We start from the raw sequence: 19,690 nt of genomic DNA on the forward strand, positions 1-19,690 counted from the left end.
TAGGCGATGGATGTTCTGGTCGTGGGGGCGGGCCCCACCGGACTGACGCTGGGCATCGACCTGGTCCGGCACGGGGTGGACGTACTGGTCGTGGAGCGGGGGGACCGGCTGTTCCCGGGATCGCGTGGCAAGGGGATCCAGCCCCGCACCCTGGAGGTCTTCGAGGACCTCGGCGTCCTCGACGCGATCCGTGCGGCGGGCGGCCCCTACCCGGTGCGGACGGTCTGGAAGGACGGCGAACGGGTCGGCGACCGGCCGATGTTCGAGGCGCTGGAGGCGGACGAGGGCGCGACGTACACCGAGCCGTGGATGGTTCCGCAGTGGCGCACGCAGGAGGTCCTGTACGCGCGGCTGATGGAGCTGGGCGGGCGGGTGGCCTTCGGGCGCGAGGTGACGGGGCTGGAACAGGACGCCGAGGGCGTGAGCGTGCGGTTCGCCGACGGTACGACTCTCCGCGCGCGGTACGTCGTCGCGGCCGACGGCGGGCGTTCGGCGGTACGGCGGGCGGTGGGTCTGGGGATGGCCGGCGAGACGGTCGACCCGAATCCATTCCTGGTGGCGGACGTGCGGCTGAAGGGGCTCGGCAGGGAGTACTGGCACACGTTCCCCGGGCCCGACGGCACCGGCCTCGCCCTGTGCCCGCTGGCCCGCACGGACGACTTCCAGCTCGCCGGGAAGTTCCCGGAGGGCACCGATCCCGAGCCGACCCTGGACGGCGTCCGGAAGCTGGTCGCCGCGTACACCCACCTGGACGCCGAGGACGTCACCGAGCTGCGCTGGGCCTCGGGCTTCCGGCCCCGGACGGGGCTCGCGGACCGTTTCCGGGTGGGCCGCGTGTTCCTCGCGGGGGACGCGGCCCACGTGCACTCGCCGGCGGGCGGGCAGGGGCTGAACACCAGCGTCCAGGACGCCTACAACCTGGGCTGGAAGCTGGGCGCGGTACTGCGGGGCGGGGCGCCCGACGCGCTGCTCGACACGTACGAGGAGGAGCGCCGCCCCAACGCCGCGGCGATGCTGGGCCTGACGACGGGCGTGCACCGCGGCGAGGTGCGGCGGGGCAAGGCGACGGTCCAGCTCGGGCTGGGCTACCCGGAGTCGTCCCTGAGCGAGGAGAGGCGTGCCGTTCCGTCCGGTGTACGCGCGGGTGACCGGGCGCCCGACGGCACGGTGGGCGGGGTGCGGCTGTTCGACGCGTTCCGGGGGCCGCACTGGACCCTGCTCGGCGCGGAGGCGGCGCCTGTGGCGGGGGTGCGGGCACTCCCGGCGGCCCCTGCGTCGTACGGCCCGGGTGTGTTCCTGGTCCGGCCGGACGGTTACGTGGGCTGGGCGGGGGACTCGGGGGCGGGGCTCGGGGAGTATCTGGCGGGAGTGGGGTGCCGGTAGCTAGTCGTCGCCGTCGAGGAGGATGTCGACGGAGAGGTCAAGGGTGACGCCCACGGACTCGGGCAGGGGGACAGTCTGACCTCGCTTGTAGCGGGCGGGGTCGGGGTACTTGCCGTCGACCGGACCGGTGTAGAGGAGCACCTCGTCGTGCGTGCGGTCGGCGATGAGGTAGGCGGGGATGTTGGCCCGGGCATAGACATCGACCTTGGTGGCGGTGTCGTTGGTCCAGTTCGAAGAGGTCACTTCCAGGACCAAGCGGAAGACGTGCGGCGCATAGCAGTTCTTCTCGACGAGGGCGTCCTTGTAGTCGGCATCCACAACTGAGAAGTCCGGCACCGCATAGTCATCCGGCCCGGTCGGCAGCCACAGCCCGACCCCGCCCACGTACCTGAGCCCGGCCTCCCGCGCCTTGATCCTCAGGAACTCCTCGATGAGCCAGGTCAGCGTCTCCTGATGCGAGCCGTCCGGCGGCGGTGTCACAACAATGCTCCCGTTGAGGATCTCCACCCGGTGCCCGGGCAGCTCCTCCCAGAGCCGGTCGGCAGCATCGCTGAGCGACGGCGGCCCGGGACCCTGCATCATCACAGCCACGGCACCCTCCTTTCGGGAACACCCTCCACGAGCGTAACCGGGGATGTGCGATTTCCGCCCCCGATCACTCATTCGAGGTAACCGCCCAGCTCAGAACGCATCGCCAGGCACATGACTCCCCCAGACCTCCCGCAGCGCCCCGCACACCTCCCCCACGGTCGCCCGCCCCCGCAACGCCTCCTTCATCGGGTACAGCACGTTGTCCTCCCCCTCGGCGGCCTTCTTCAGCGCGGCCAGGGCCGAGTCCACCGCCGCCTGGTCCCGTTCCGCCCGCAGCCGGGCGAGCCGCTCCGCCTGCCGGGCCTCGATCGCCGGGTCCACGCGGAGCGGCTCGTACGGTTCCTCCTCGTCGAGCTGGAAGCGGTTGACGCCGACGACGACGCGTTCGCCCGTGTCCGTCTCCTGGGCGATGCGGTACGCGTTGCGCTCGATCTCCTCCTTCTGGAAGCCCCGCTCGATCGCCGCCACCGCGCCGCCGAGGTCCTCGACCCTCCGCATCAGGTCCAGGGCCGCCGTCTCCACGTCGTCCGTCATCCGCTCCACGGCGTACGAGCCCGCGAAGGGGTCGACGGTCGCGGTCACGTCCGTCTCGTGGGCGAGCACCTGCTGGGTGCGCAGGGCGAGCCGGGCGGACTTGTCCGTGGGCAGCGCGATCGCCTCGTCGAAGGAGTTGGTGTGCAGGGACTGCGTGCCGCCGAGCACCGCCGCCAGGGCCTGGACGGCGACCCGGACCAGGTTCACCTCGGGCTGCTGGGCCGTCAGCTGGACCCCCGCCGTCTGGGTGTGGAAGCGCAGCATCAGCGACTTCGGGTCCCGCGCGCCGAACTCCTCCCGCATCACCCGGGCCCAGATCCGGCGCGCGGCACGGAACTTGGCGACCTCCTCCAGGATCGTGGTACGGGCGACGAAGAAGAAGGACAGCCGGGGCGCGAAGTCGTCGACGTCCATGCCGGCCGCGACCGCCGTTCGGACGTACTCGATGCCGTCGGCGAGGGTGAAGGCGATCTCCTGCGCGGGTGAGGCGCCCGCCTCGGCCATGTGGTAGCCGGAGATCGAGATGGTGTTCCACCTGGGCATCTCGGCCCTGCAGTACCGAAAGATGTCCGCGGTCAGGCGCAGGGAGGGCTTCGGCGGGAAGATGTACGTCCCGCGCGCGATGTACTCCTTCAGCACGTCGTTCTGGATCGTGCCGGTGAGCCGGTCGGGTGAGACGCCCTGCTCCTCCGCCACCAGCTGGTAGAGGAGCAGCAGCAGCGCCGCCGGCGCGTTGATCGTCATCGAGGTCGAGACCTGGTCCAGCGGGATCCCGCCGAACAGCACCCGCATGTCGTCGATCGAGTCGATGGCCACGCCCACCTTGCCGACCTCGCCGTGGGCGAGGGGCGCGTCGGAGTCGTGGCCCATCTGGGTGGGCAGGTCGAACGCGACGGACAGGCCCGTGGTGCCGTGTTCGATCAGCCGGCGGTAGCGGGCGTTGGACTCGGCCGCCGTGCCGAAACCGGCGTACTGGCGCATCGTCCACGGCCGGCCGGTGTACATGCTGGGGTACACGCCCCTGGTGAAGGGGTATGCGCCGGGTTCGCCCAGTTTCCCGGCGGGGTCCCAGCCGGCCAGGTCACCCGGCCCGTAGACCGGCTCGATCGGCAGTCCCGACTCCGACTCACGCGCCATGGTGTGTGCCTTCCGAGTTGCGTTCGGTACTCCTCACCATGCCCCGTTGTTCGGCGGCGGTCACGCTGGGAAGCATCTGGGGCATGAGCCGCATCGGACGCGTCACCGCCGCACTCGTCCCCGCCGTCGCGCTGGCCCTCCTCTGCGGCTGCACGGTGCAGTCCCCGGACGGCGACGGCAAGCGGCGCTCGCCGGTGCGCGTCGAGCTCCCCGGCAGCCGGTCGCCCGCCCCCGACACCCCGCACACCCCCGGACCGAGCGCCGACGCCCCCTCCTCCGCTCCCGCGGTACCACCCCACATCCTGTGGACCCGCGGCGACAGCGGTACGGGCGTCCGTGAGCTGCAGGCCCGGCTGCGGCAGATCGACTGGCTCTTCGACGGGCCCACGGGGACGTACGACGACCTGACCGAGCAGGCGGTCAGGGGCTTCCAGCGCAAGCGCGGGCTGCCGCAGACCGGCGAGACCGACGCCGTCACCTGGCGGCGGCTGCTCGGCATGACGCGCGAACCGGGCGAGTGGGAGCTGTACCTGATGGGCGGTCAGCCGGCCGCCGCACCCGACCCGCGCTGTCTGACCGGCCGGGTGCTGTGCATCAGCAAGACCAGCCGGACGCTGCGCTGGATGATCGACGGGCGGACGGTGTCCACGATGGCGGTGCGGTTCGGCTCGCAGCACACCCCCACGAGGGAGGGTGTGTACCACGTCTACTGGAAGTCACGGCACCATGTGTCGACGCTCTACGACTCCCCCATGCCCTACGCGATGTTCTTCAGCGGGGGCCAGGCGGTGCACTACTCCTACGACTTCGCCGCGCGCGGTTACGCGGGCGGATCCCACGGCTGCGTCAACGTGCGGGACGAGGCGGCGATCGCGGATCTGTTCGCGCAGGTGCGGAACGGCGACAAGGTCGTCGTCTACTGGTGAGCGCGAGGCTGCCGGAGAGGTGTGGGGCGCGGGCGGGACCGGGGGAACGTGTCCCGCCCGCGCCAGATGCACGAGCCGTGGGTACGGGGGGAACCCCGGCTCAGTGCGACGGCCGATGACCAGTCGGCTCACTCTCTTCTGCGTACCCGGGTCCGAAAACGTTACGCGCTACCGCAAAAAAGTTTCTCCACCTGTGAAAGCGCAGGTCAGGGCGCGCATCGGCGAAGATCAGAGCGCGGTGTAGGTCGGGCTCGGCGACGGGACCGGAAGGGTCGCCGGGTGCTGCGGCACCAGTGGGACGAAGGCCGGCGGAGTGGGTGTGCCGAGGCCTCCGTCGCGGTGGTGGCCGCGCCGGCCTCTGTGGCCGTCGTCGTCGCCCCGGCCGCCGTTGCCCTTCCCGCTCCCGCCGTCACGGGCACCGTGACCGCCCTCGCCGTGACCGCCCTCGCCGTGGCCGTCCCCGTCGCCGGTCGTGTTCCCGGTCGTCGCGAGGATGCCCCTGCAGTACTTCCACACGCGCGCGGAGCCGCCCGCCATCCCGTCCAGGGCGCGCTTGCGGTCGGCCGCCAGTTCCCGGCCGGCCCAGATGTCACGGCAGGCCGAGCGTGCTTCGTGCCAGACGTTTCCGGTGCCGTGGGACACGTCGGGCGAACCGGTGGCACCGCCCGTGGACTTGTCGGGGGCGGCACCGGGCGAGGAGGTGCCGCCGGGGGTGCCATGCGCACCGCCGCTCGGCGGCAGCAGCCCGGACGTGCCGCCCCGGGTGACTTCCGGGGAAGGCGAGGCCGCCGGGCCCTGAGGGGTCGCGTCGGCCGACACCGAGGCGCCGGGGCCGGGACCGGGGCCGGGGGTGTGGTCGCCGAACGGCGTCGGCAGCACCCCGCTGCCCGCGGCCATGGCGACCCCGCCGAGCGCGCCCGCGGCCAGCGCGGCGGTGACCGCCAGGCGCACGGGGCGGATCCAGCCGGGGCGGCGTACGGCGTGCGGCCGGGCGCCGATGCGGACCAGTCCGACGTCGGCGGGCCCGTCGGTCCCGTGACCGGCGGCGAGCTGCGCGGCGGCGTCCGCACGGGCCTCGCGCGCCTTGCGGAAGGCGGCCAACGCGGCTTCCTCGCCGGGAAGTTCCGTTTCGGTCCGCGCGGCCTCGACGGCCAGGGCGCCGAGCGCCTCGGCGAGCCGTTCGGCCTGCTCGCGTGCGGAGGGGTCGGCGGCTTCGAGCGACTCACCGCGCAGTAGACGCTCCGCCGTCCGGCGGTTCAGCCACCTGTAGTGCTCGTCGGCCATCACATGTCCTTCTGCGTCCGCGCACGCGTGTGCGTCACAGTGCCGGACGTCACCGCGCGTCCCCGCGGTTCTCGCTGGGGCGGCAGCACTTCGAGACTGCCCGCCGATTCCGGATCCGCGCCGATCAGCTCGGCGAGCCGCTTCAGACCGCGGTGCGCGGCCGTGCGAACGGCGCCGGCGCGCTTGCCGAGGGTCTCGGCGGCGGTCTTGGCGTCGAGGCCCACGACCACGCGCAGGACGACCGCCTCGGCCTGGTCCTGGGGGAGCCGCGCGATGAGGGAGAGGGTGCTGTCCGTGGACAGGGCCTCCATGGCCTCGCCCGCGGTGTCGGACTCGGCGGGCCGGCCGGTCAGTTCGGTCTCGTCGCCGCCGATCGCGGGGCGGCGGCCGCGCATCCGTATGTGGTCCAGGGCCCGGTTGCGGGCGATGCGGGCGGCCCAGCCGCGGAAGCGGTCCGCGTCCCCGCTGAAACGCTCCAGGTCGCGGGCGATCTGCAGCCAGGCCTCGGATGCGACGTCCTCGGCGTCCGGGTCGCCGACCAGCGTCCGCACGTACCCCAGCAGCCGCGGATGCACGGCCCGGTAGACCGTACGGAAAGCGGTCTCGTCCCCGGCCTGTGCCGCACGTACCGCGGCGGTCAGCTCCGCGTCGTCCCCCAGCACCTGGTTGGTTCCTCGATAGATGGTCGCGGCCCGGAGGCCGCCGATCGTTGCAGTGATCATGCATTCGCGCTACGACGCGAAAGGCACGTTACGACCTGAAACCGCTCCTCGTCCACGTCCGTCCAGGATGCAACTGACTCGTGACGCGGGTGGACCGTGGCGGGGTGTGACAGAAAACGCACTCAAGGCGCTGTAGGAAGTACGGGTCGCCGCGCGGCCCGTGCCGCGCGACGGCCGGGGCCTCTCCTGTGGGGGGTGGCGGCTCCGGCCGTTGCCCTGGCGGCGGGTCAGCTCCGCCGTCCGGTCTCCCCCGTCGCGTCCCGGCACAGCAGCCGCAGCGACCCGTGCCCGCCGAAGCAGCGCCGGGCCTCGTCGATCGGGTCCCACAGACGTCCGTCGGGCGTGCGGATCCAGTGGTCGCCGCCGGTCGCCCACCACTCGGCGCCGGCCTGCCGGACCAGCACCTCGCCGGCGTACGCCCCGAAGCCGCGCAGCACGTCCTGCACCGCCTCGGCGGGAGGCCCCTCGCGCCGGATGTCCTCGATCATCCGGTCGACGCGCCACAGGCTCTGCGCCGAGTAGTCGAGCCGCACCCGTGCGCCCTCGCGCATCGTCGCCACCGCGTCCGCCGCCCACCGCACGGGCTTCGTCGCGGCCTGCGGCCTGGTCTGCTGCCGTTCAGTCACGTACTGGGTAGTCACATAGGGGAAAGCGGAGTCGGCGGGCCTTTCGTCACACGGATCCGGGGCCGTTCCCGCAACGCGCCCAACACCGACCCGCCTCCGCCGCAGGACGGTCACAGGACCTGCGCGCGAGCGAGGTTTACGCCGGGAGTGACGTTCGGCCGCCGCTGTGCGCTGTCTTCTGCGATGACTATGTGCTTCCACCTCCGCGCGGTGCCGCCCGGGGAGTTACGAGACGACGTGCGTTCGCTGCAGCGGCTGTTCCAGGACGACTGGGACACCGTCCGGGGACGGATCAACCGGCGCCGGGAGGAGGTGCTGGACCAGCGCTACCTGGACCACGAGCTGCTGTACGCGGGCTCGCCCCCGCACCTCGCGGAGGACGGCCCGCATGCCCAGGTGGTCCTCGGCGGCCGCCCGGTGTTCCACTCGGAGCTCGGCATGCCCCCGTTCCTGCTGCTGACCCCGGCCGAGACGGCGGCCGTCGCCGGCTTCCTCGCCTCGGCCGATTTCGCGGCCCTGTGGCACGACTCCCGTGCGGACCTGCTCCCCCGGTACGGCGGCCCGGCCACCGAGGAGCAGACCCGCGGCGCGTTCGCGGCGGCACACCGGGACCTCGGCGAGTTCTACGCCCGCGCCTCGGCCTCCGGCGAGGCCGTCGTGAAGTGGCTGCTGCTCTGAGAGCTACCGGGCAGGCCCTGCACGTCTGTCCCGACCGGGCAGGCCCTGCGCCTCTACCCCCGCCCCCGGGCTCGCCGGGAGACCACCGCGCGCAGGACGCGGCGGCCCTCGGTCGAGGTCTCGAGGGCGCCGCGCAGGCCGGCGGTGCCGTGGGTGGCGAGCAGTTCCAGGACCGCCGTCTGGCGGCGCAGCTCGGCGGCGACCAGAGGGGGCATGCCCTCCGTGCCGCCCTCGCGGCGGGAGTCGACCGAGGAGGTGTCCGCGGCCGGGTCGAGCAGCCGGTGGATCTGCAGGGAGGCCACGGAGCAGGCGTCGGCCCAGACCCGCACCTCGGCACCGGTGCACTCGGCCGGGGCGGCGTCGAGCATCCGGCGGGCGAGGTCCGCGGCCGCGTCCTCGACCGCCGCCCCCGGGTCGGCCGAGCCGAGCGCGGCGCGGGCCTTCTCCAGGCCCTCCGCCCAGTCACCGGTGTCCGCGAGGCTCCCCCACAACGGCCGCAGGACCTCGTCGTCGCCGCCCAGCAGCGGCACGCACCGATCCAGACAAGCCAGCCCACTGGCGGCCAGCGCTCGTTCGTCGGCCTGAGCGATCAGTTCCACCAGGCTCATGGAATCCTCCCTCGCCAGGGCGCCGACCTTTACGGAGCCCGCATTTCCCCTTACTGCGTGCGACGGCCCGGGAGTGTCACAGAGGCATGGTTTCGGCCACCGGAACGGGGCCGCCCAGGGCCTTGCGGCGCTGCATACCGGTCAGCCGCAGCACGACGACGATCGCGAAGGCGGCGGCCGCGATGTCGACGGCGTCGGAGAAGAGCATCAGGCGGGCGGCGTCCAGCAATCCGTGTGCGCCGTCGGTCCGCCGGTAGGTGCGCAGGGTGGCCCGGTCGGCGAGGAGCGAGATGATCCACAGCGTCCACCAGGCGTTGACCGGCGCATGCGAACGGGGCCTGCCCGCCGGGCCGCTGGCGTCCCAGATGTCCAGGGTGATCCGGCGCGGCATCCAGAAGTTCACCACCGGCACGAACCACGCGCCGATCGCCCAGCCGCGCTGGTGGCTGTGCGCGGCGGCATCGAAGACCTCGGCGTTGACCCTGACCCGGTGGAACCAGCACAGGTAGACGACGACGCAGGTCAGCAGTGCCACCGTCTGTGCCATGCCGGAAGGGGCGTAGAGCGTGTCGGCGTGCCGCGCGCGCCGGATGATCTCCGTGCCGCGGGCGCCGTCCAGGAGGTCGCCCGCGATGCCGTACTGCAGCAGGTCGACGTACATCGCGAACAGGTCGGTCGCGACGACCAGCCCCAGCGCCGCCACGGTGGCCCGGCCGAGCCCGACCGGCGAGCGCAGCCAGGCGCCGGGCGCCCCGGGGAACGGCGGGGCGGGCTGTTCCGGCGTACCCGCGCAGCGGGTGCACAGGGTGCCGCCGGGCGCGGCGGCGAAGTGATGGCAGCGCGAGCAGATCATGGTGGGTCCCCCGAGGTGTGACGAGACGCCGGGCGCGGCTCTCCCCTGAGGCCCCCGTGCGGCATGCGGAACATACGGTTCGCGGGTGCCGCACGTCCACCTGGTATGACCGTGCTCAGCCGACGCGGTTCGCCAGCTTCTGGAACTCCGCCCAGGTCAGCGTCGGTTTGCCGGGGTTCCACAGTTTCTGCACGGTCGCCCGGAGCGGCATCCGGATGCCCGCGGCGACCTGGTCCTGGGTCTGCGCGTTCGCGATGTCGGACCACACGGCGAAGGACCCGCCGAGGATCTGCCCGTCGTAGCGCGCCGGGACGGCGGTGGTCCCGCGCAGGACCCGCGGGTTCCACTGCTCGTAGATCCGCTTGCCGGTCGGGTAGACGAAGGTCTGCGGCTCGCCGAGGACGTAGTACAGGAACTCGTCGTTGTAGTTGAGCACCTTCCGCCCCGCGCTCAGGTACTCCAGCGGCTGCCGGGCGCCGATCTCCTTGCCGGTCCAGTACGCGACCTGGAGGTCCTTCGCGGCCGGTACGGACGTCCGCCGGAAGAACCCGTCGTTCCACACCCGCATGGTGCGGTCGTGGGCGCGGACGGTGTCGGCGCGGTCGTTCAGCCAGCCGGTGGCGAGGTCGGAGACGGTTCCGCCGGGACCGTAGGCCTGCCGGGCGGCGGCGGCCAGCTGCGGGTAGGAGGCCTGCGGGTCGGCCACGGTCAGGGCCTGGTACTCGTCGCCGCCGAGGTTCCACTGGGAGCCGGGGAACAGGTCGGCGTACTCGTCGAGGAGGTCGTCCACGATCGTGGCGGCGGCGTCCTTGGAGATGTCGACCGCGCCGCGCGTGGGGATGCCCCGCGCGTTGCGCAGCTGCAGGTCGGGGTGGGCGGCGATGACGGCGCCGAGGTGTCCGGGCGAGTCGATCTCGGGAACGACCGTGATGTGCCGGCCGGCCGCCAGATCGACGATCCGCTTGACCTGGGCCTTGGTCAGATGGTCCTTGGAGACGACCTCGGGGTGGGTGGTGGACTCGATACGGAAGCCCTGGTCGTCGGAGAAGTGCAGCCCCAGCTCGTTGAACTTCAGGTCGCCGAGCTCCTTGACCCGGTCCTCGATCCAGGAGGCGGTGTAGGGCTTGCGGGCGATGTCCAGGTTGAACCCGCGCCGCGGCTTGTCCGGCTGGTCCCGCACCACCCCCTCCGGGGCGGTGCCGCCGCCGTGCACCTCCTGCTTGAGGGTGCGTGTGCCGTAGAAGACCCCCGCGTCCGCGGGCCCGCTTATGTTCACTCGGCCGCCGCGCACGGTCATGGTGTACGACTCCGGGTTCGCGCCCTCGTCGTCGTTCAGCGCCAGCCGCACGTCCCCGGCGCGCACGTCGTCCCGCTCGCCCGCGTACGACAGGCCCAGCTCCCGGGCGATCAGCTTGCCCTCGTCGGTCAGGTCGGCGTCGCTCACCACCACGCGCTCGCCGTGCGCCGGACGCCAGCCGGGGCCGCGGGCGGGAGTGTGGGACCGTACGGCGGGAATCGTGCGGGGCGCCTGGGAGAGCGGGTAGGAGCGGCTGGGCGTGGGGCTCGGCTTCGGCGACGCGGGGCCCGCCGGGTTCGCCCCGGGGTCCGCGGACCGCTGTGCCGAGGTCGCCGGCCCGCCGTCGTCCGCCCAGGCCCAGACCCCCACCCCCACACCGAGCCCGACCGTGCCGACGAAGGCCGCGACGGCCACCGCCCGCTTCCTCCCCACGTTCCGCGCCGACGCCCGGCGCCTGTGCTGACTCACCGTCCCAACCTACGGCCGGGGCGCCGGCCACACGTCATCCACACGCTCCGAAACTCTCCCGTCCGAGTGAAATCCGGACATCCGACGGACATGGCATGACCACTCTCGATAACGTGACGACACAGCTCTTCACAAGATCCCCAGACAGACCACATGTGACGCGAGGACCCACGCTGCCTGCGCACCCGTACCCCTCCGCCCGAGTGGCCATACCGGCGCTCCCGGAGCAGCCCCGCACCCCGCCGTCCGCCACCGCGGTCGAGGGTTTCAACACCGCGCCCGCGGACGAGGTCCACAGCGCCCTCCTGGGCTGCCTGCGCAGCGTCCACTGGGCCCGCCGTATCGCCGCCCACCGCCCCTACCCGGACCTCGACTCCCTCCTGGCCGCGGCGGACGAGGCGGCGTACGACCTGACACCGGGCGAGATCTCGGAGGCGTTGGCGGCGGAATGCCTGCCGGAGCTGCCACAGGGAACGTATTCAGCCGCCCACACAGCTCTGAGCGCCGCCCACGCCGCCTACGAGGCCCGCTTCGGACACGTGTTCGTCATCTATCTGGGTGACACCTCCGCGGAGGAAGCCCTTGACCGCATCCTCGAGGGCATCCGGTCACGTTTGGCAAACGATCCGGACGACGAACGCGTCGTGGCGGCAGAGGAACTGCGACGCCTTGCAAGGGGCAGACTGGTCACTCACCTCAGGGGCGCGACCAGCCGCAACGGCGCCGCACCCGGAAATCAACAGGCCACCCCACCCTCGTAGCCGCCTAAATAGCCCGTACGTGCACCTTTAGATGCCAGTTTGATCACACAGGCAACCCCCCGCTAAGCCCAGCGCAAGCGTCTCGCTACGATGCTGGGGGCCGGTGGACCGTACCCGGCCGGGCCCGACCGACACCGAAGCCGGCGCGGCCCTAGTCCCCGCTCCCGGAGGGTTCTTCCGTGCCGGCTGGAACGCTGTACCGCGGCCGGGAAGGAATGTGGTCCTGGGTGGCTCACCGAGTCACCGGCGTCCTCATCTTCTTCTTCCTGTTCGTTCACGTGCTGGACACCGCTCTCGTGCGTGTCTCCCCCGAGGACTACGACAAGGTCGTAGCCACGTACAAGACGCCGATCGTCGCCGTGCTGGAGTACGGCCTCGTCGCCGCCATCCTCTTCCACGCGCTCAACGGCCTGCGCGTCATCGCCGTCGACTTCTGGTCGAAGGGCCCGCGCTACCAGAAGCAGATGCTGTGGACCGTCGTAGGTGTCTGGGTCGTCCTGATGGCCGGCGCGATCTACCCGGTCCTCGGCCACGCCGCTCGTGTCCTGTTCGGGAGCTGAGGCGCATGTCCACCACTGAAAAGACCGCTTCCGGGATCGGCCCCGTCGAGGGCGGCTCGCTCTACAGCGTCGACAACCCGGCCCCCTTCATCGAGGCCCCGCGCAAGCGCACCAAGAAGACCCCGAAGTCCACCAGGGGCAACTTCGAGCTCGCCGCCTGGCTGTTCATGCGGCTGTCCGGCATCGTGCTGGTCGTCCTGGTCATCGGCCACCTGCTGATCCAGCTGGTGCTGGACGGCGGCGTCTCCAAGATCGGCTTCGCCTTCGTGGCCGGCCGCTGGGCGTCCCCGTTCTGGCAGGTCTGGGACCTGCTGATGCTGTGGCTCGCCATGCTGCACGGCGCCAACGGCCTGCGCACGGTCATCAACGACTACGCGGAGCGCGCGAACACCCGGCTGTGGCTGAAGGGCCTGCTCTACACCGCCACGGTGTTCACCATCCTGCTGGGCACGCTGGTGATCTTCACCTTCGACCCGAACATCCGCTAGGCACGGGGCTGCGAGAATCATGAAGATCCACAAGTACGACACCGTCATCGTCGGCGCCGGTGGCGCGGGCATGCGCGCGGCCATCGAGTCCACGAAGCGCAGCCGCACCGCCGTGCTGACCAAGCTCTACCCCACCCGCTCCCACACGGGCGCCGCGCAGGGCGGCATGGCCGCCGCGCTGGCCAACGTGGAGGAGGACAACTGGGAGTGGCACACCTTCGACACGGTCAAGGGCGGTGACTACCTGGTCGACCAGGACGCCGCCGAGATCCTGGCGAAGGAGGCCATCGACTCGGTCCTCGACCTGGAGAAGATGGGCCTGCCGTTCAACCGCACCCCGAACGGCACCATCGACCAGCGCCGCTTCGGCGGTCACAGCCGCAACCACGGCGAGGCCCCGGTCCGCCGGTCCTGCTACGCGGCCGACCGCACCGGCCACATGATCCTCCAGACGCTGTACCAGAACTGCGTGAAGGAGGGCGTGGAGTTCTTCAACGAGTTCTACGTCCTGGACCAGCTGATCACCGAGGTCGGCGGCGTCAAGAAGTCGGCGGGCGTGGTCGCGTACGAGCTGGCGACCGGCGAGATCCACGTCTTCCAGGCGAAGGCCGTGATCTACGCGTCCGGCGGCTGCGGCAAGTTCTTCAAGGTGACGTCCAACGCGCACACGCTGACCGGTGACGGCCAGGCCGCGGTCTACCGCCGTGGCCTGCCGCTGGAGGACATGGAGTTCTTCCAGTTCCACCCGACCGGCATCTGGCGCATGGGCATCCTGCTGACGGAGGGCGCCCGTGGTGAGGGCGGCATCCTCCGCAACAAGGACGGCGAGCGCTTCATGGAGAAGTACGCGCCGGTGATGAAGGACCTCGCCTCCCGCGACGTGGTGTCGAGGTCGATCTACACGGAGATCCGCGAGGGCCGGGGCTGCGGTCCCGAGGGCGACCACGTCTACCTGGACCTCACCCACCTCCCGCCGGAGCAGCTGGACGCCAAGCTCCCGGACATCACCGAGTTCGCGCGCACCTACCTGGGCATCGAGCCGTACACGGACCCGATCCCGATCCAGCCCACCGCGCACTACGCGATGGGCGGCATCCCGACGAACGTCGAGGGTGAGGTCCTCAGCGACAACACCACCGTCGTCCCGGGCCTGTACGCGGCCGGCGAGGTGGCCTGCGTCTCGGTGCACGGCGCCAACCGCCTCGGTACGAACTCGCTGCTGGACATCAACGTGTTCGGCAAGCGGGCGGGCATCGCGGCGGCGGAGTACAGCCAGAAGGCCGACTTCGTCGAGCTGCCGGAGAACCCCGAGTCCCTGGTCGTCGAGCAGATCGAGCGGCTGCGCTCCTCCACGGGCAGCGAGCGGGTCTCGGTCCTGCGCCGTGAGCTGCAGGAGACCATGGACGCCAACGTCATGGTGTTCCGCACCGAGCAGACGATCAAGACGGCCGTCGAGAAGATCGCCGAGCTGCGCGAGCGCTACAGGAACGTGGCGATCCAGGACAAGGGCAAGCGGTTCAACACGGACCTGCTGGAGGCCATCGAGCTGGGCAACCTGCTGGACCTGGCCGAGGTCATGGCGGTGTCCGCCCTGGCCCGCAAGGAGTCGCGCGGCGGTCACTACCGCGAGGACTACCCCAACCGCGACGACGTCAACTTCATGCGCCACACCATGGCGTACCGCGAGGTGGGCGACGACGGCAGCGAGACCGTCCGCCTGGACTACAAGCCGGTCGTCCAGACCCGCTACCAGCCGATGGAGCGTAAGTACTGATGGCAACCCCGACCCTGGACAAGGCGGACGCGGCCCCCGAGCCCGGCTTCGCCGACTCCCCGTACATCACGGTCACCTTCCGCGTCCGTCGCTTCAACTCCGAGGTCTCGGCCGAGGCGACCTGGGAAGACTTCCAGCTGGAGATCGACCCGAAGGAGCGCGTCCTCGACGGTCTCCACAAGATCAAGTGGGACATCGACGGCACGCTGACGTTCCGCCGTTCCTGCGCGCACGGCATCTGCGGCTCCGACGCCATGCGGATCAACGGCAAGAACCGCCTGGCGTGCAAGACGCTGATCAAGGACATCAACCCCGAGAAGCCGATCACGATCGAGCCCATCAAGGGCCTCACGGTCCTGAAGGACCTGGTCGTGGACATGGAGCCGTTCTTCCAGGCGTACCGGGACGTCATGCCCTTCCTCATCACGAAGGACACGAACGAGCCCACGCGCGAGCGGCTGCAGTCCGCCGAGGACCGCGAGCGCTTCGACGACACCACGAAGTGCATCCTGTGCGCCGCCTGCACGTCGTCCTGCCCGGTCTTCTGGAACGACGGCCAGTACTTCGGCCCGGCGGCCATCGTCAACGCGCACCGCTTCATCTTCGACTCGCGTGACGAGGCCGGCGAGCAGCGCCTGGAGATCCTCAACGACCGCGACGGCGTATGGCGCTGCCGCACGACCTTCAACTGCACGGACGCCTGCCCGCGCGGCATCGAGGTCACGAAGGCGATCGCCGAGGTCAAGCGCGCGCTGATCACGCGCCGTTACTGAGGCACGCCCGGCACGTGCGTCGAAGGCCCCGCTCCCCGCTGTTCGCCGGGGGGCGGGGCCTTCGCCACTCGCTGCCTGCTGCCTGCTGCCTGCCTCAGGCCGGCTTGCGCCACACGGAGATGTGCTTCCCGGAGTCGTCGGTGAACGGTGCCCCGTCCCAGTCCGCGACCCGGCGTTCCAGCTCGAGCCCGGCGATCCGGGCCATCAGGTCGAGCTCCGCCGGCCAGGCGTACCGGTGCCGGGAGCTGTCGCGGCGGTAGCCACCGTCGTCGCCGTCGCGGGTGAGGTGGTGCGAGACGAGGACCTGCTCGACCAGGTCGAAGGTGTCGAAGCCGAGGTGGCCCTCGGAGACGTCGAACGGCACCGCGACCTGGCCGGGAGGCAGGAACCGCAGCGGTGGCACGCCCACCTCGATGACGAATCGCCCTCCGGGCCCCAGGTGGCGTGCGGCGTTGCGGAAGCACTCGACCTGCTCGTCCTGCGTGAGCAGGTTGGAGATGGTGTTGTAGACGAGATAGACCAGAGTGAACTCGCCGGGTACGACCGTCGTGGCCATGTCCCCGATGACCACCGGGAGCGTCTCCTCGTCGACCTTGCGCCGCAGGACGGCTGCCATGTGCTCGGACAGTTCGATGCCCGCCACCGGCACGCCCCGCTCCCGGAGCGGGACGCCCACGCGTCCGGTCCCGATGGCGAACTCCAGTGCCCGGCCGTCTCCGGCGAGCTCGGCGAGGAAGTCGAGGGTCGGCCCGAGGACGGCGGCCGAGGACAACTCGGTCTCCTCGGCGTCGTAGCGGTCGGCCATCGCCCGTGTCCACAGCTCACTACTCGTCACGGGCGCCCACTCTGCCTGGCGCGAGGGGCGCTGTCGACGGATTTACCGTCCTCCACGGCATGCCCATGCCGAGATATCCGCGGCACCCCGACGGACAGCTTCGTCCGGGTCCCGGCCGAGCCTCCCGCAGACCACTGCGACATCCGGCGCACCGCCCGGTCCCATGAGCGCGTCGTGCACCCCCGTCTGCAGCCAGTCGGCCTGGTTGTCGTCCGCCTCGGCGACCGCGCGGGCGATGAGCCTCATGGCGGCCTCGGTTCCCACCCGGGCCAGGGCCTCTGCCGTCTGCCGGGTCACCGCCGTGTCCTCGGCGTCCAGCAGCAGCGCCATCAGCGTTTCCGCGACCTCAGGAACGTCAGCGGAGGCAGCAAGGTCACGTCCGGCACGAGCACGTCGCCTCCACGAAGGAGACGACGCCTCGGCCAAGGCCGCCTCCACCCCACTCGTCATCCCTGCCACGACCGGCCAGTCTGGCGCATGCCCGACGCCGGCGTCACGAGACCTCGCACCACAACAGCTTCCCGCCCCGCCCGAACAGATCGTCTCCGAGCGGATAACCGCCCCACGTGTCCGCGTAGTGGCACACGAGGAACAGCCCGCGCCCACTGGTGGCGTCCGCCGGAACGGGGTGGACCCGGCGGTCCGGCCGTTTGTCGAAGGGCTGCGGGATATGGGGGTTCGTGTCCCAGACGCTCACTCGCAGACGGCTGCCGCCGAACCCGCGCAGGCGCAGGGTCGCGGGTCCGGTGGAGTGCCGGTAGGCGTTGGTGACCAGTTCCGACGCCAAGAGCTCCGCCGGCTCCAGGAGTTGCGCCATGCCGTGTCCGGCGAGCACGGCCCGGAGGGTGACCCGGGCGATACGGGCGGCGCGGGCGTCGTGGGGCAGTTGGAGGGCGTACGCCCAAGTTGGGGGTGCTTCGCACTCGGGCGGGGATACGGTGGCCATGAACGCCTCCTGTGGTGGGGGAACTCGGTTCGCTCGACGCCCTGGCCGCGCGGTGTCATGCCGCGCGCGATCGGGCGCAGCGCGGTGCGCTTCCGGCTTGTCGGCGGGGGTGGTTGAGCGGGGCGGGTCTCACCGTAGAGCGTTTATGGACTACATTCCACGAAAGCGAGGGAATGCAGTCCCTATTACCTTCGTGTGGGTGACCCGCACACCACACGTACGAACGGGAACCAAGTCATGCCGCAGCCAAGCCCCCTCCCCACCGCCCGGCGCCGCCGACTGGGTGTCGAGCTACGCAGACTGCGCGAGCGAGCCGACCTGTCCGCCACGCAGGCCGCCGCGCTCATCGGCGCGACGCAATCACGCGTCAGCAATATCGAGGCCGGGCGCTACGGGGTGAGCACCGACCGTGTGCGCACCATCGCTCACTATTACGACTGCACCGACGAGCCCTTGATCGAGGCCCTCGCCGCGCTCACCGGCGAACGCCGGCGCGGCTGGTGGGAGGAGTACCGGGATGTCCTCTCGCCTCGCATGCTGGACCTCACCGAAGTCGAACACCACGCCACGGAGCTACGCGTCGCGCACGTCATCAACATCCCGGGGCTTCTGCAGACCGTCGACCACGCCCGAGCCCTGTTCAGCCACACGGTGCCGCCCCTGAAGCCGCACGAGATCGAACACCGCGTCTCCCACCGCATCAAGCGCCAGGAGATCCTCCACCGCGAACAACCCCCGCCCTACGCGGCGATCATCCACGAAGCCGCCCTTCGCATGCGTGTCGGCGACCGCGCCACCGTCAGGGCGCAGCTAGAGCACCTCAATGCCATCGGGGAGTTGGACCACCTCACCATCACCGTGATCCCGTTCGACAACGGCCCCTTCCACACTTCCGGCCAAGGCATCGACTACTTCCACGGCCCAGTGACGCAGCTCGACACCGTCCAGCTCGACACCGATCATGGCGCCGAACTCATCGACTCCCCAGCGCAGTTGGAGCGCTACCGTCTGATCCTGGACCGCCTTCAGCAAGCCGCACTGCCCTCGGCGAAGTCCCGAGACTTCATCGCCCAACTGGCCAAAGACCTCTGAAGGGAAAACCTCCGTGCCCGATCGACCGCACTGGCAGAAGTCCACGTACAGCCAGGAGGCCTCCGCCTGCCTCTACGTCGCCACGACCCCCACCGGCACCATCCTCCTCCGCGAAAGCGACACCCCGGAAACCATCCTCACCACCGGCCCCCGCCAACTCGGCGCCCTGATAGCCGCCCTGCACTCGGACCGCTCCTCCTGAGCCCCGGCTCGCCACACTGCCTCTGCAGTCACAGTCACGGAGCAATTGGCAGACATGGGCCAGTAAAGACGGCAAAAGCCCAGGTCACCGCGCTTGCGCGCGCCCATGTCCGCCAATCACCAACTGCCGGCCCCCGTCCTTGGCCTCGGTCTCGGGTGCATTGTGGTGCGGAATGGTGGGTCGCGGGGTGGGTCCCTCCTCGGCCGGCCACCGGAGGCGTACCAGGAACCTCCAGGGGCCGCCAAGGCCAAGCGCAAGCGTCACGACGTGAGCCTTGGCGGCCCCTGAAGAACCCTGGTCGGCGAAGCTGACCGACCGAGGAGGGACCCACCCCGCTCTGGCTGGACTCATGCGGAGGCCCGGTCGCAACTACTCAGCCGGGACCAAGCCGTTGACGGCAACACTGACGCTGAGGTTGAAACGGTGGGGTGACAGCGTTACGGAGGCTCCAGTGCCAGTCCGGTTCCGGCGATGAAGCCGTCGAGTACTCCGGGGCGGCGTTGGATGCTGCGTAAGCGGTTCTTCACGAGCGGGGTGAGGTCTTCGATCGAGCGGGGTGCGAGGTTGGCCAGGGGCTTCTTCAGGTGGGCCCAGACGCCTTCGACGGGGTTGAGGTCGGGCGCGTAGGGCGGGGGCTTGACGATGGTCAGCCAGTCGCTGTTGCGCTCGCAGAACTCCCGCAAGGGCTTGGCGTGATGGGTGCTGGCATTGTCCCAGACCACGATCAGCGGGACATCACCGAGCTGCCGACGAGCAGAGGTCAACAGGTCCGCGAACTCGCGGGCCCGGAAGCCCTTCTTCTCGCCGGTACGGCCCCGGTACGTCTGGGTCCGGTAGATCAGACGGGTCTCGCGGCCCTGCCGGACGCAGATCATGCCGGCCATCAGGACCCGTCCTGAACCCTTGCCCACCACTTTGACCAGCGGCGTCCTGCCCCGCCTTGACCACGTGCGGCCCTTGCCGGGCTTCAGGTCCTGTCCGGCTTCGTCCTCGAAGACGATCCACGCGCCCAGGAGCTGGGCCGTCCTCTTGCCCGTGACCACTGCTCCGTCCGCCGCCTGGCCACTGCCTGCTCATCGCGTTCGACGGCTCTGTGCGCGGGGACCTGCGGTGACCAGCCAAGCCGGTGCAGCAGATACGACACCCCACGCG

General features: G+C 70.9%; 23 protein-coding genes. 10 read left to right on the top strand and 13 right to left on the bottom strand.

Translation table 11 applies throughout. The features are described from left to right. Nucleotides 1-6: 6 nt before the first annotated feature. On the top strand, nt 7-1,383 hold the full coding sequence (locus tag ACWC21_RS22020) for an FAD-dependent oxidoreductase (RefSeq protein ID WP_450884306.1): 1,377 nt from the start codon (nt 7-9) through the stop codon (nt 1,381-1,383). Here ACWC21_RS22020 and ACWC21_RS22025 read toward each other — a convergent pair whose 3' ends face one another. Both ACWC21_RS22025 and ACWC21_RS22030 read right to left on the bottom strand, forming a co-directional pair. Then, nucleotides 1,384-1,965, bottom strand: coding sequence for a Uma2 family endonuclease (locus tag ACWC21_RS22025; RefSeq protein ID WP_450884353.1), 582 nt, complete (start codon nt 1,963-1,965; stop codon nt 1,384-1,386). 99 nt (nt 1,966-2,064) lie between these two features. After that, nucleotides 2,065-3,645, bottom strand: coding sequence for an acyl-CoA mutase large subunit family protein (locus tag ACWC21_RS22030; protein ID WP_450884308.1), 1,581 nt, complete (start codon nt 3,643-3,645; stop codon nt 2,065-2,067). An 83-nt stretch (nt 3,646-3,728) separates the two neighbouring features. Between ACWC21_RS22030 and ACWC21_RS22035 the strand changes: the two genes are divergently transcribed. Beyond that, nucleotides 3,729-4,571, top strand: a complete 843-nt coding sequence (locus tag ACWC21_RS22035) for a L,D-transpeptidase family protein (RefSeq protein WP_450884310.1) — start codon at nt 3,729-3,731, stop codon at nt 4,569-4,571. A 228-nt stretch (nt 4,572-4,799) separates the two neighbouring features. On the opposite strand, the gene ACWC21_RS22040 is transcribed toward ACWC21_RS22035, so the two are convergent. The 3 genes from ACWC21_RS22040 to ACWC21_RS22050 all read right to left on the bottom strand — a co-directional run bounded on the left by ACWC21_RS22040 (nt 4,800) and on the right by ACWC21_RS22050 (nt 7,203). Then, nucleotides 4,800-5,855: a hypothetical protein gene (locus tag ACWC21_RS22040; RefSeq protein WP_450884312.1), complete on the bottom strand. Its 1,056-nt coding sequence runs from the start codon at nt 5,853-5,855 to the stop codon at nt 4,800-4,802. After that, nucleotides 5,855-6,517 (bottom strand): RNA polymerase sigma factor, encoded by a 663-nt coding sequence (locus ACWC21_RS22045; protein WP_450884355.1) that lies wholly within the window; start codon nt 6,515-6,517, stop codon nt 5,855-5,857. Before ACWC21_RS22045 ends, ACWC21_RS22040 begins: the two co-directional genes overlap by 1 nt. Nucleotides 6,518-6,804: 287 nt before the next feature. Next, nucleotides 6,805-7,203, bottom strand: a complete 399-nt coding sequence (locus tag ACWC21_RS22050; protein WP_450884314.1) for a hypothetical protein — start codon at nt 7,201-7,203, stop codon at nt 6,805-6,807. A 237-nt stretch (nt 7,204-7,440) separates the two neighbouring features. On the opposite strand from ACWC21_RS22050, the gene ACWC21_RS22055 reads away from it, so the two are divergent. After that, on the top strand, nt 7,441-7,881 hold the full coding sequence (locus ACWC21_RS22055; RefSeq protein WP_450884316.1) for a DUF1877 family protein: 441 nt from the start codon (nt 7,441-7,443) through the stop codon (nt 7,879-7,881). A 53-nt stretch (nt 7,882-7,934) separates the two neighbouring features. Here ACWC21_RS22055 and ACWC21_RS22060 read toward each other — a convergent pair whose 3' ends face one another. The 3 genes from ACWC21_RS22060 to ACWC21_RS22070 all read right to left on the bottom strand — a co-directional run bounded on the left by ACWC21_RS22060 (nt 7,935) and on the right by ACWC21_RS22070 (nt 11,071). After that, the gene (locus ACWC21_RS22060) at nt 7,935-8,489 is read right to left on the bottom strand and encodes a hypothetical protein (RefSeq protein WP_450884318.1); all 555 of its coding nucleotides are present in this window, start codon (nt 8,487-8,489) and stop codon (nt 7,935-7,937) included. A gap of 76 nt (nt 8,490-8,565) precedes the next feature. Further along, the gene (locus tag ACWC21_RS22065) at nt 8,566-9,342 is read right to left on the bottom strand and encodes a DUF4328 domain-containing protein (protein ID WP_450884320.1); all 777 of its coding nucleotides are present in this window, start codon (nt 9,340-9,342) and stop codon (nt 8,566-8,568) included. A 115-nt stretch (nt 9,343-9,457) separates the two neighbouring features. Further along, the gene (locus tag ACWC21_RS22070) at nt 9,458-11,071 is read right to left on the bottom strand and encodes a beta-N-acetylhexosaminidase (RefSeq protein WP_450884357.1); all 1,614 of its coding nucleotides are present in this window, start codon (nt 11,069-11,071) and stop codon (nt 9,458-9,460) included. 191 nt (nt 11,072-11,262) lie between these two features. Between ACWC21_RS22070 and ACWC21_RS22075 the strand changes: the two genes are divergently transcribed. From ACWC21_RS22075 to ACWC21_RS22095, 5 genes are all read left to right on the top strand, one after another. Continuing rightward, nucleotides 11,263-11,868, top strand: a complete 606-nt coding sequence (locus ACWC21_RS22075) for a 2-oxo-4-hydroxy-4-carboxy-5-ureidoimidazoline decarboxylase (RefSeq protein ID WP_450884322.1) — start codon at nt 11,263-11,265, stop codon at nt 11,866-11,868. A 179-nt stretch (nt 11,869-12,047) separates the two neighbouring features. Continuing rightward, complete coding sequence (gene sdhC / locus ACWC21_RS22080) at nt 12,048-12,428, top strand: succinate dehydrogenase, cytochrome b556 subunit (protein WP_388791843.1); 381 nt, start codon at nt 12,048-12,050, stop codon at nt 12,426-12,428. A gap of 5 nt (nt 12,429-12,433) precedes the next feature. Further along, nucleotides 12,434-12,916: a succinate dehydrogenase hydrophobic membrane anchor subunit gene (locus ACWC21_RS22085; protein ID WP_450884324.1), complete on the top strand. Its 483-nt coding sequence runs from the start codon at nt 12,434-12,436 to the stop codon at nt 12,914-12,916. Between the two features lie 19 nt (nt 12,917-12,935). Then, entirely contained in the window at nt 12,936-14,690 is a 1,755-nt protein-coding gene (sdhA, locus tag ACWC21_RS22090) for a succinate dehydrogenase flavoprotein subunit (protein ID WP_450884326.1), read from the top strand. After that, nucleotides 14,690-15,463: a succinate dehydrogenase iron-sulfur subunit gene (locus tag ACWC21_RS22095; RefSeq protein ID WP_389149855.1), complete on the top strand. Its 774-nt coding sequence runs from the start codon at nt 14,690-14,692 to the stop codon at nt 15,461-15,463. Before sdhA ends, ACWC21_RS22095 begins: the two co-directional genes overlap by 1 nt. Nucleotides 15,464-15,557: 94 nt before the next feature. On the opposite strand, the gene ACWC21_RS22100 is transcribed toward ACWC21_RS22095, so the two are convergent. The 3 genes from ACWC21_RS22100 to ACWC21_RS22110 form a co-directional block, all read right to left on the bottom strand. After that, nucleotides 15,558-16,298 (bottom strand): class I SAM-dependent DNA methyltransferase, encoded by a 741-nt coding sequence (locus tag ACWC21_RS22100; RefSeq protein ID WP_450884329.1) that lies wholly within the window; start codon nt 16,296-16,298, stop codon nt 15,558-15,560. Nucleotides 16,299-16,340: 42 nt separating this feature from the next. Next, nucleotides 16,341-16,628: a hypothetical protein gene (locus ACWC21_RS22105; protein ID WP_450884331.1), complete on the bottom strand. Its 288-nt coding sequence runs from the start codon at nt 16,626-16,628 to the stop codon at nt 16,341-16,343. A 163-nt stretch (nt 16,629-16,791) separates the two neighbouring features. Then, a complete protein-coding gene (locus ACWC21_RS22110; RefSeq protein WP_450884333.1) occupies nt 16,792-17,133 on the bottom strand; it encodes an ATP-binding protein in 342 nt (113 codons plus the stop codon). A gap of 348 nt (nt 17,134-17,481) precedes the next feature. Here ACWC21_RS22110 and ACWC21_RS22115 point away from each other — a divergent pair, with 348 nt between their 5' ends. Together ACWC21_RS22115 and ACWC21_RS22120 are read left to right on the top strand one after the other, a co-directional pair. Continuing rightward, nucleotides 17,482-18,336: a helix-turn-helix domain-containing protein gene (locus ACWC21_RS22115; protein ID WP_450884335.1), complete on the top strand. Its 855-nt coding sequence runs from the start codon at nt 17,482-17,484 to the stop codon at nt 18,334-18,336. Nucleotides 18,337-18,349: 13 nt separating this feature from the next. After that, a complete protein-coding gene (locus tag ACWC21_RS22120) occupies nt 18,350-18,538 on the top strand; it encodes a DUF397 domain-containing protein (RefSeq protein WP_450884337.1) in 189 nt (62 codons plus the stop codon). 437 nt (nt 18,539-18,975) lie between these two features. On the opposite strand, the gene ACWC21_RS22125 is transcribed toward ACWC21_RS22120, so the two are convergent. Next, complete coding sequence (locus ACWC21_RS22125) at nt 18,976-19,581, bottom strand: IS630 family transposase (RefSeq protein WP_450884339.1); 606 nt, start codon at nt 19,579-19,581, stop codon at nt 18,976-18,978. Next, nucleotides 19,506-19,682, bottom strand: a complete 177-nt coding sequence (locus ACWC21_RS22130) for a winged helix-turn-helix domain-containing protein (protein WP_450884359.1) — start codon at nt 19,680-19,682, stop codon at nt 19,506-19,508. The genes ACWC21_RS22125 and ACWC21_RS22130 overlap by 76 nt, the downstream gene beginning before the upstream one ends. Nucleotides 19,683-19,690: the final 8 nt, after the last annotated feature.

The sequence above is a fragment of the Streptomyces sp. NPDC001348 genome (assembly GCF_053597535.1).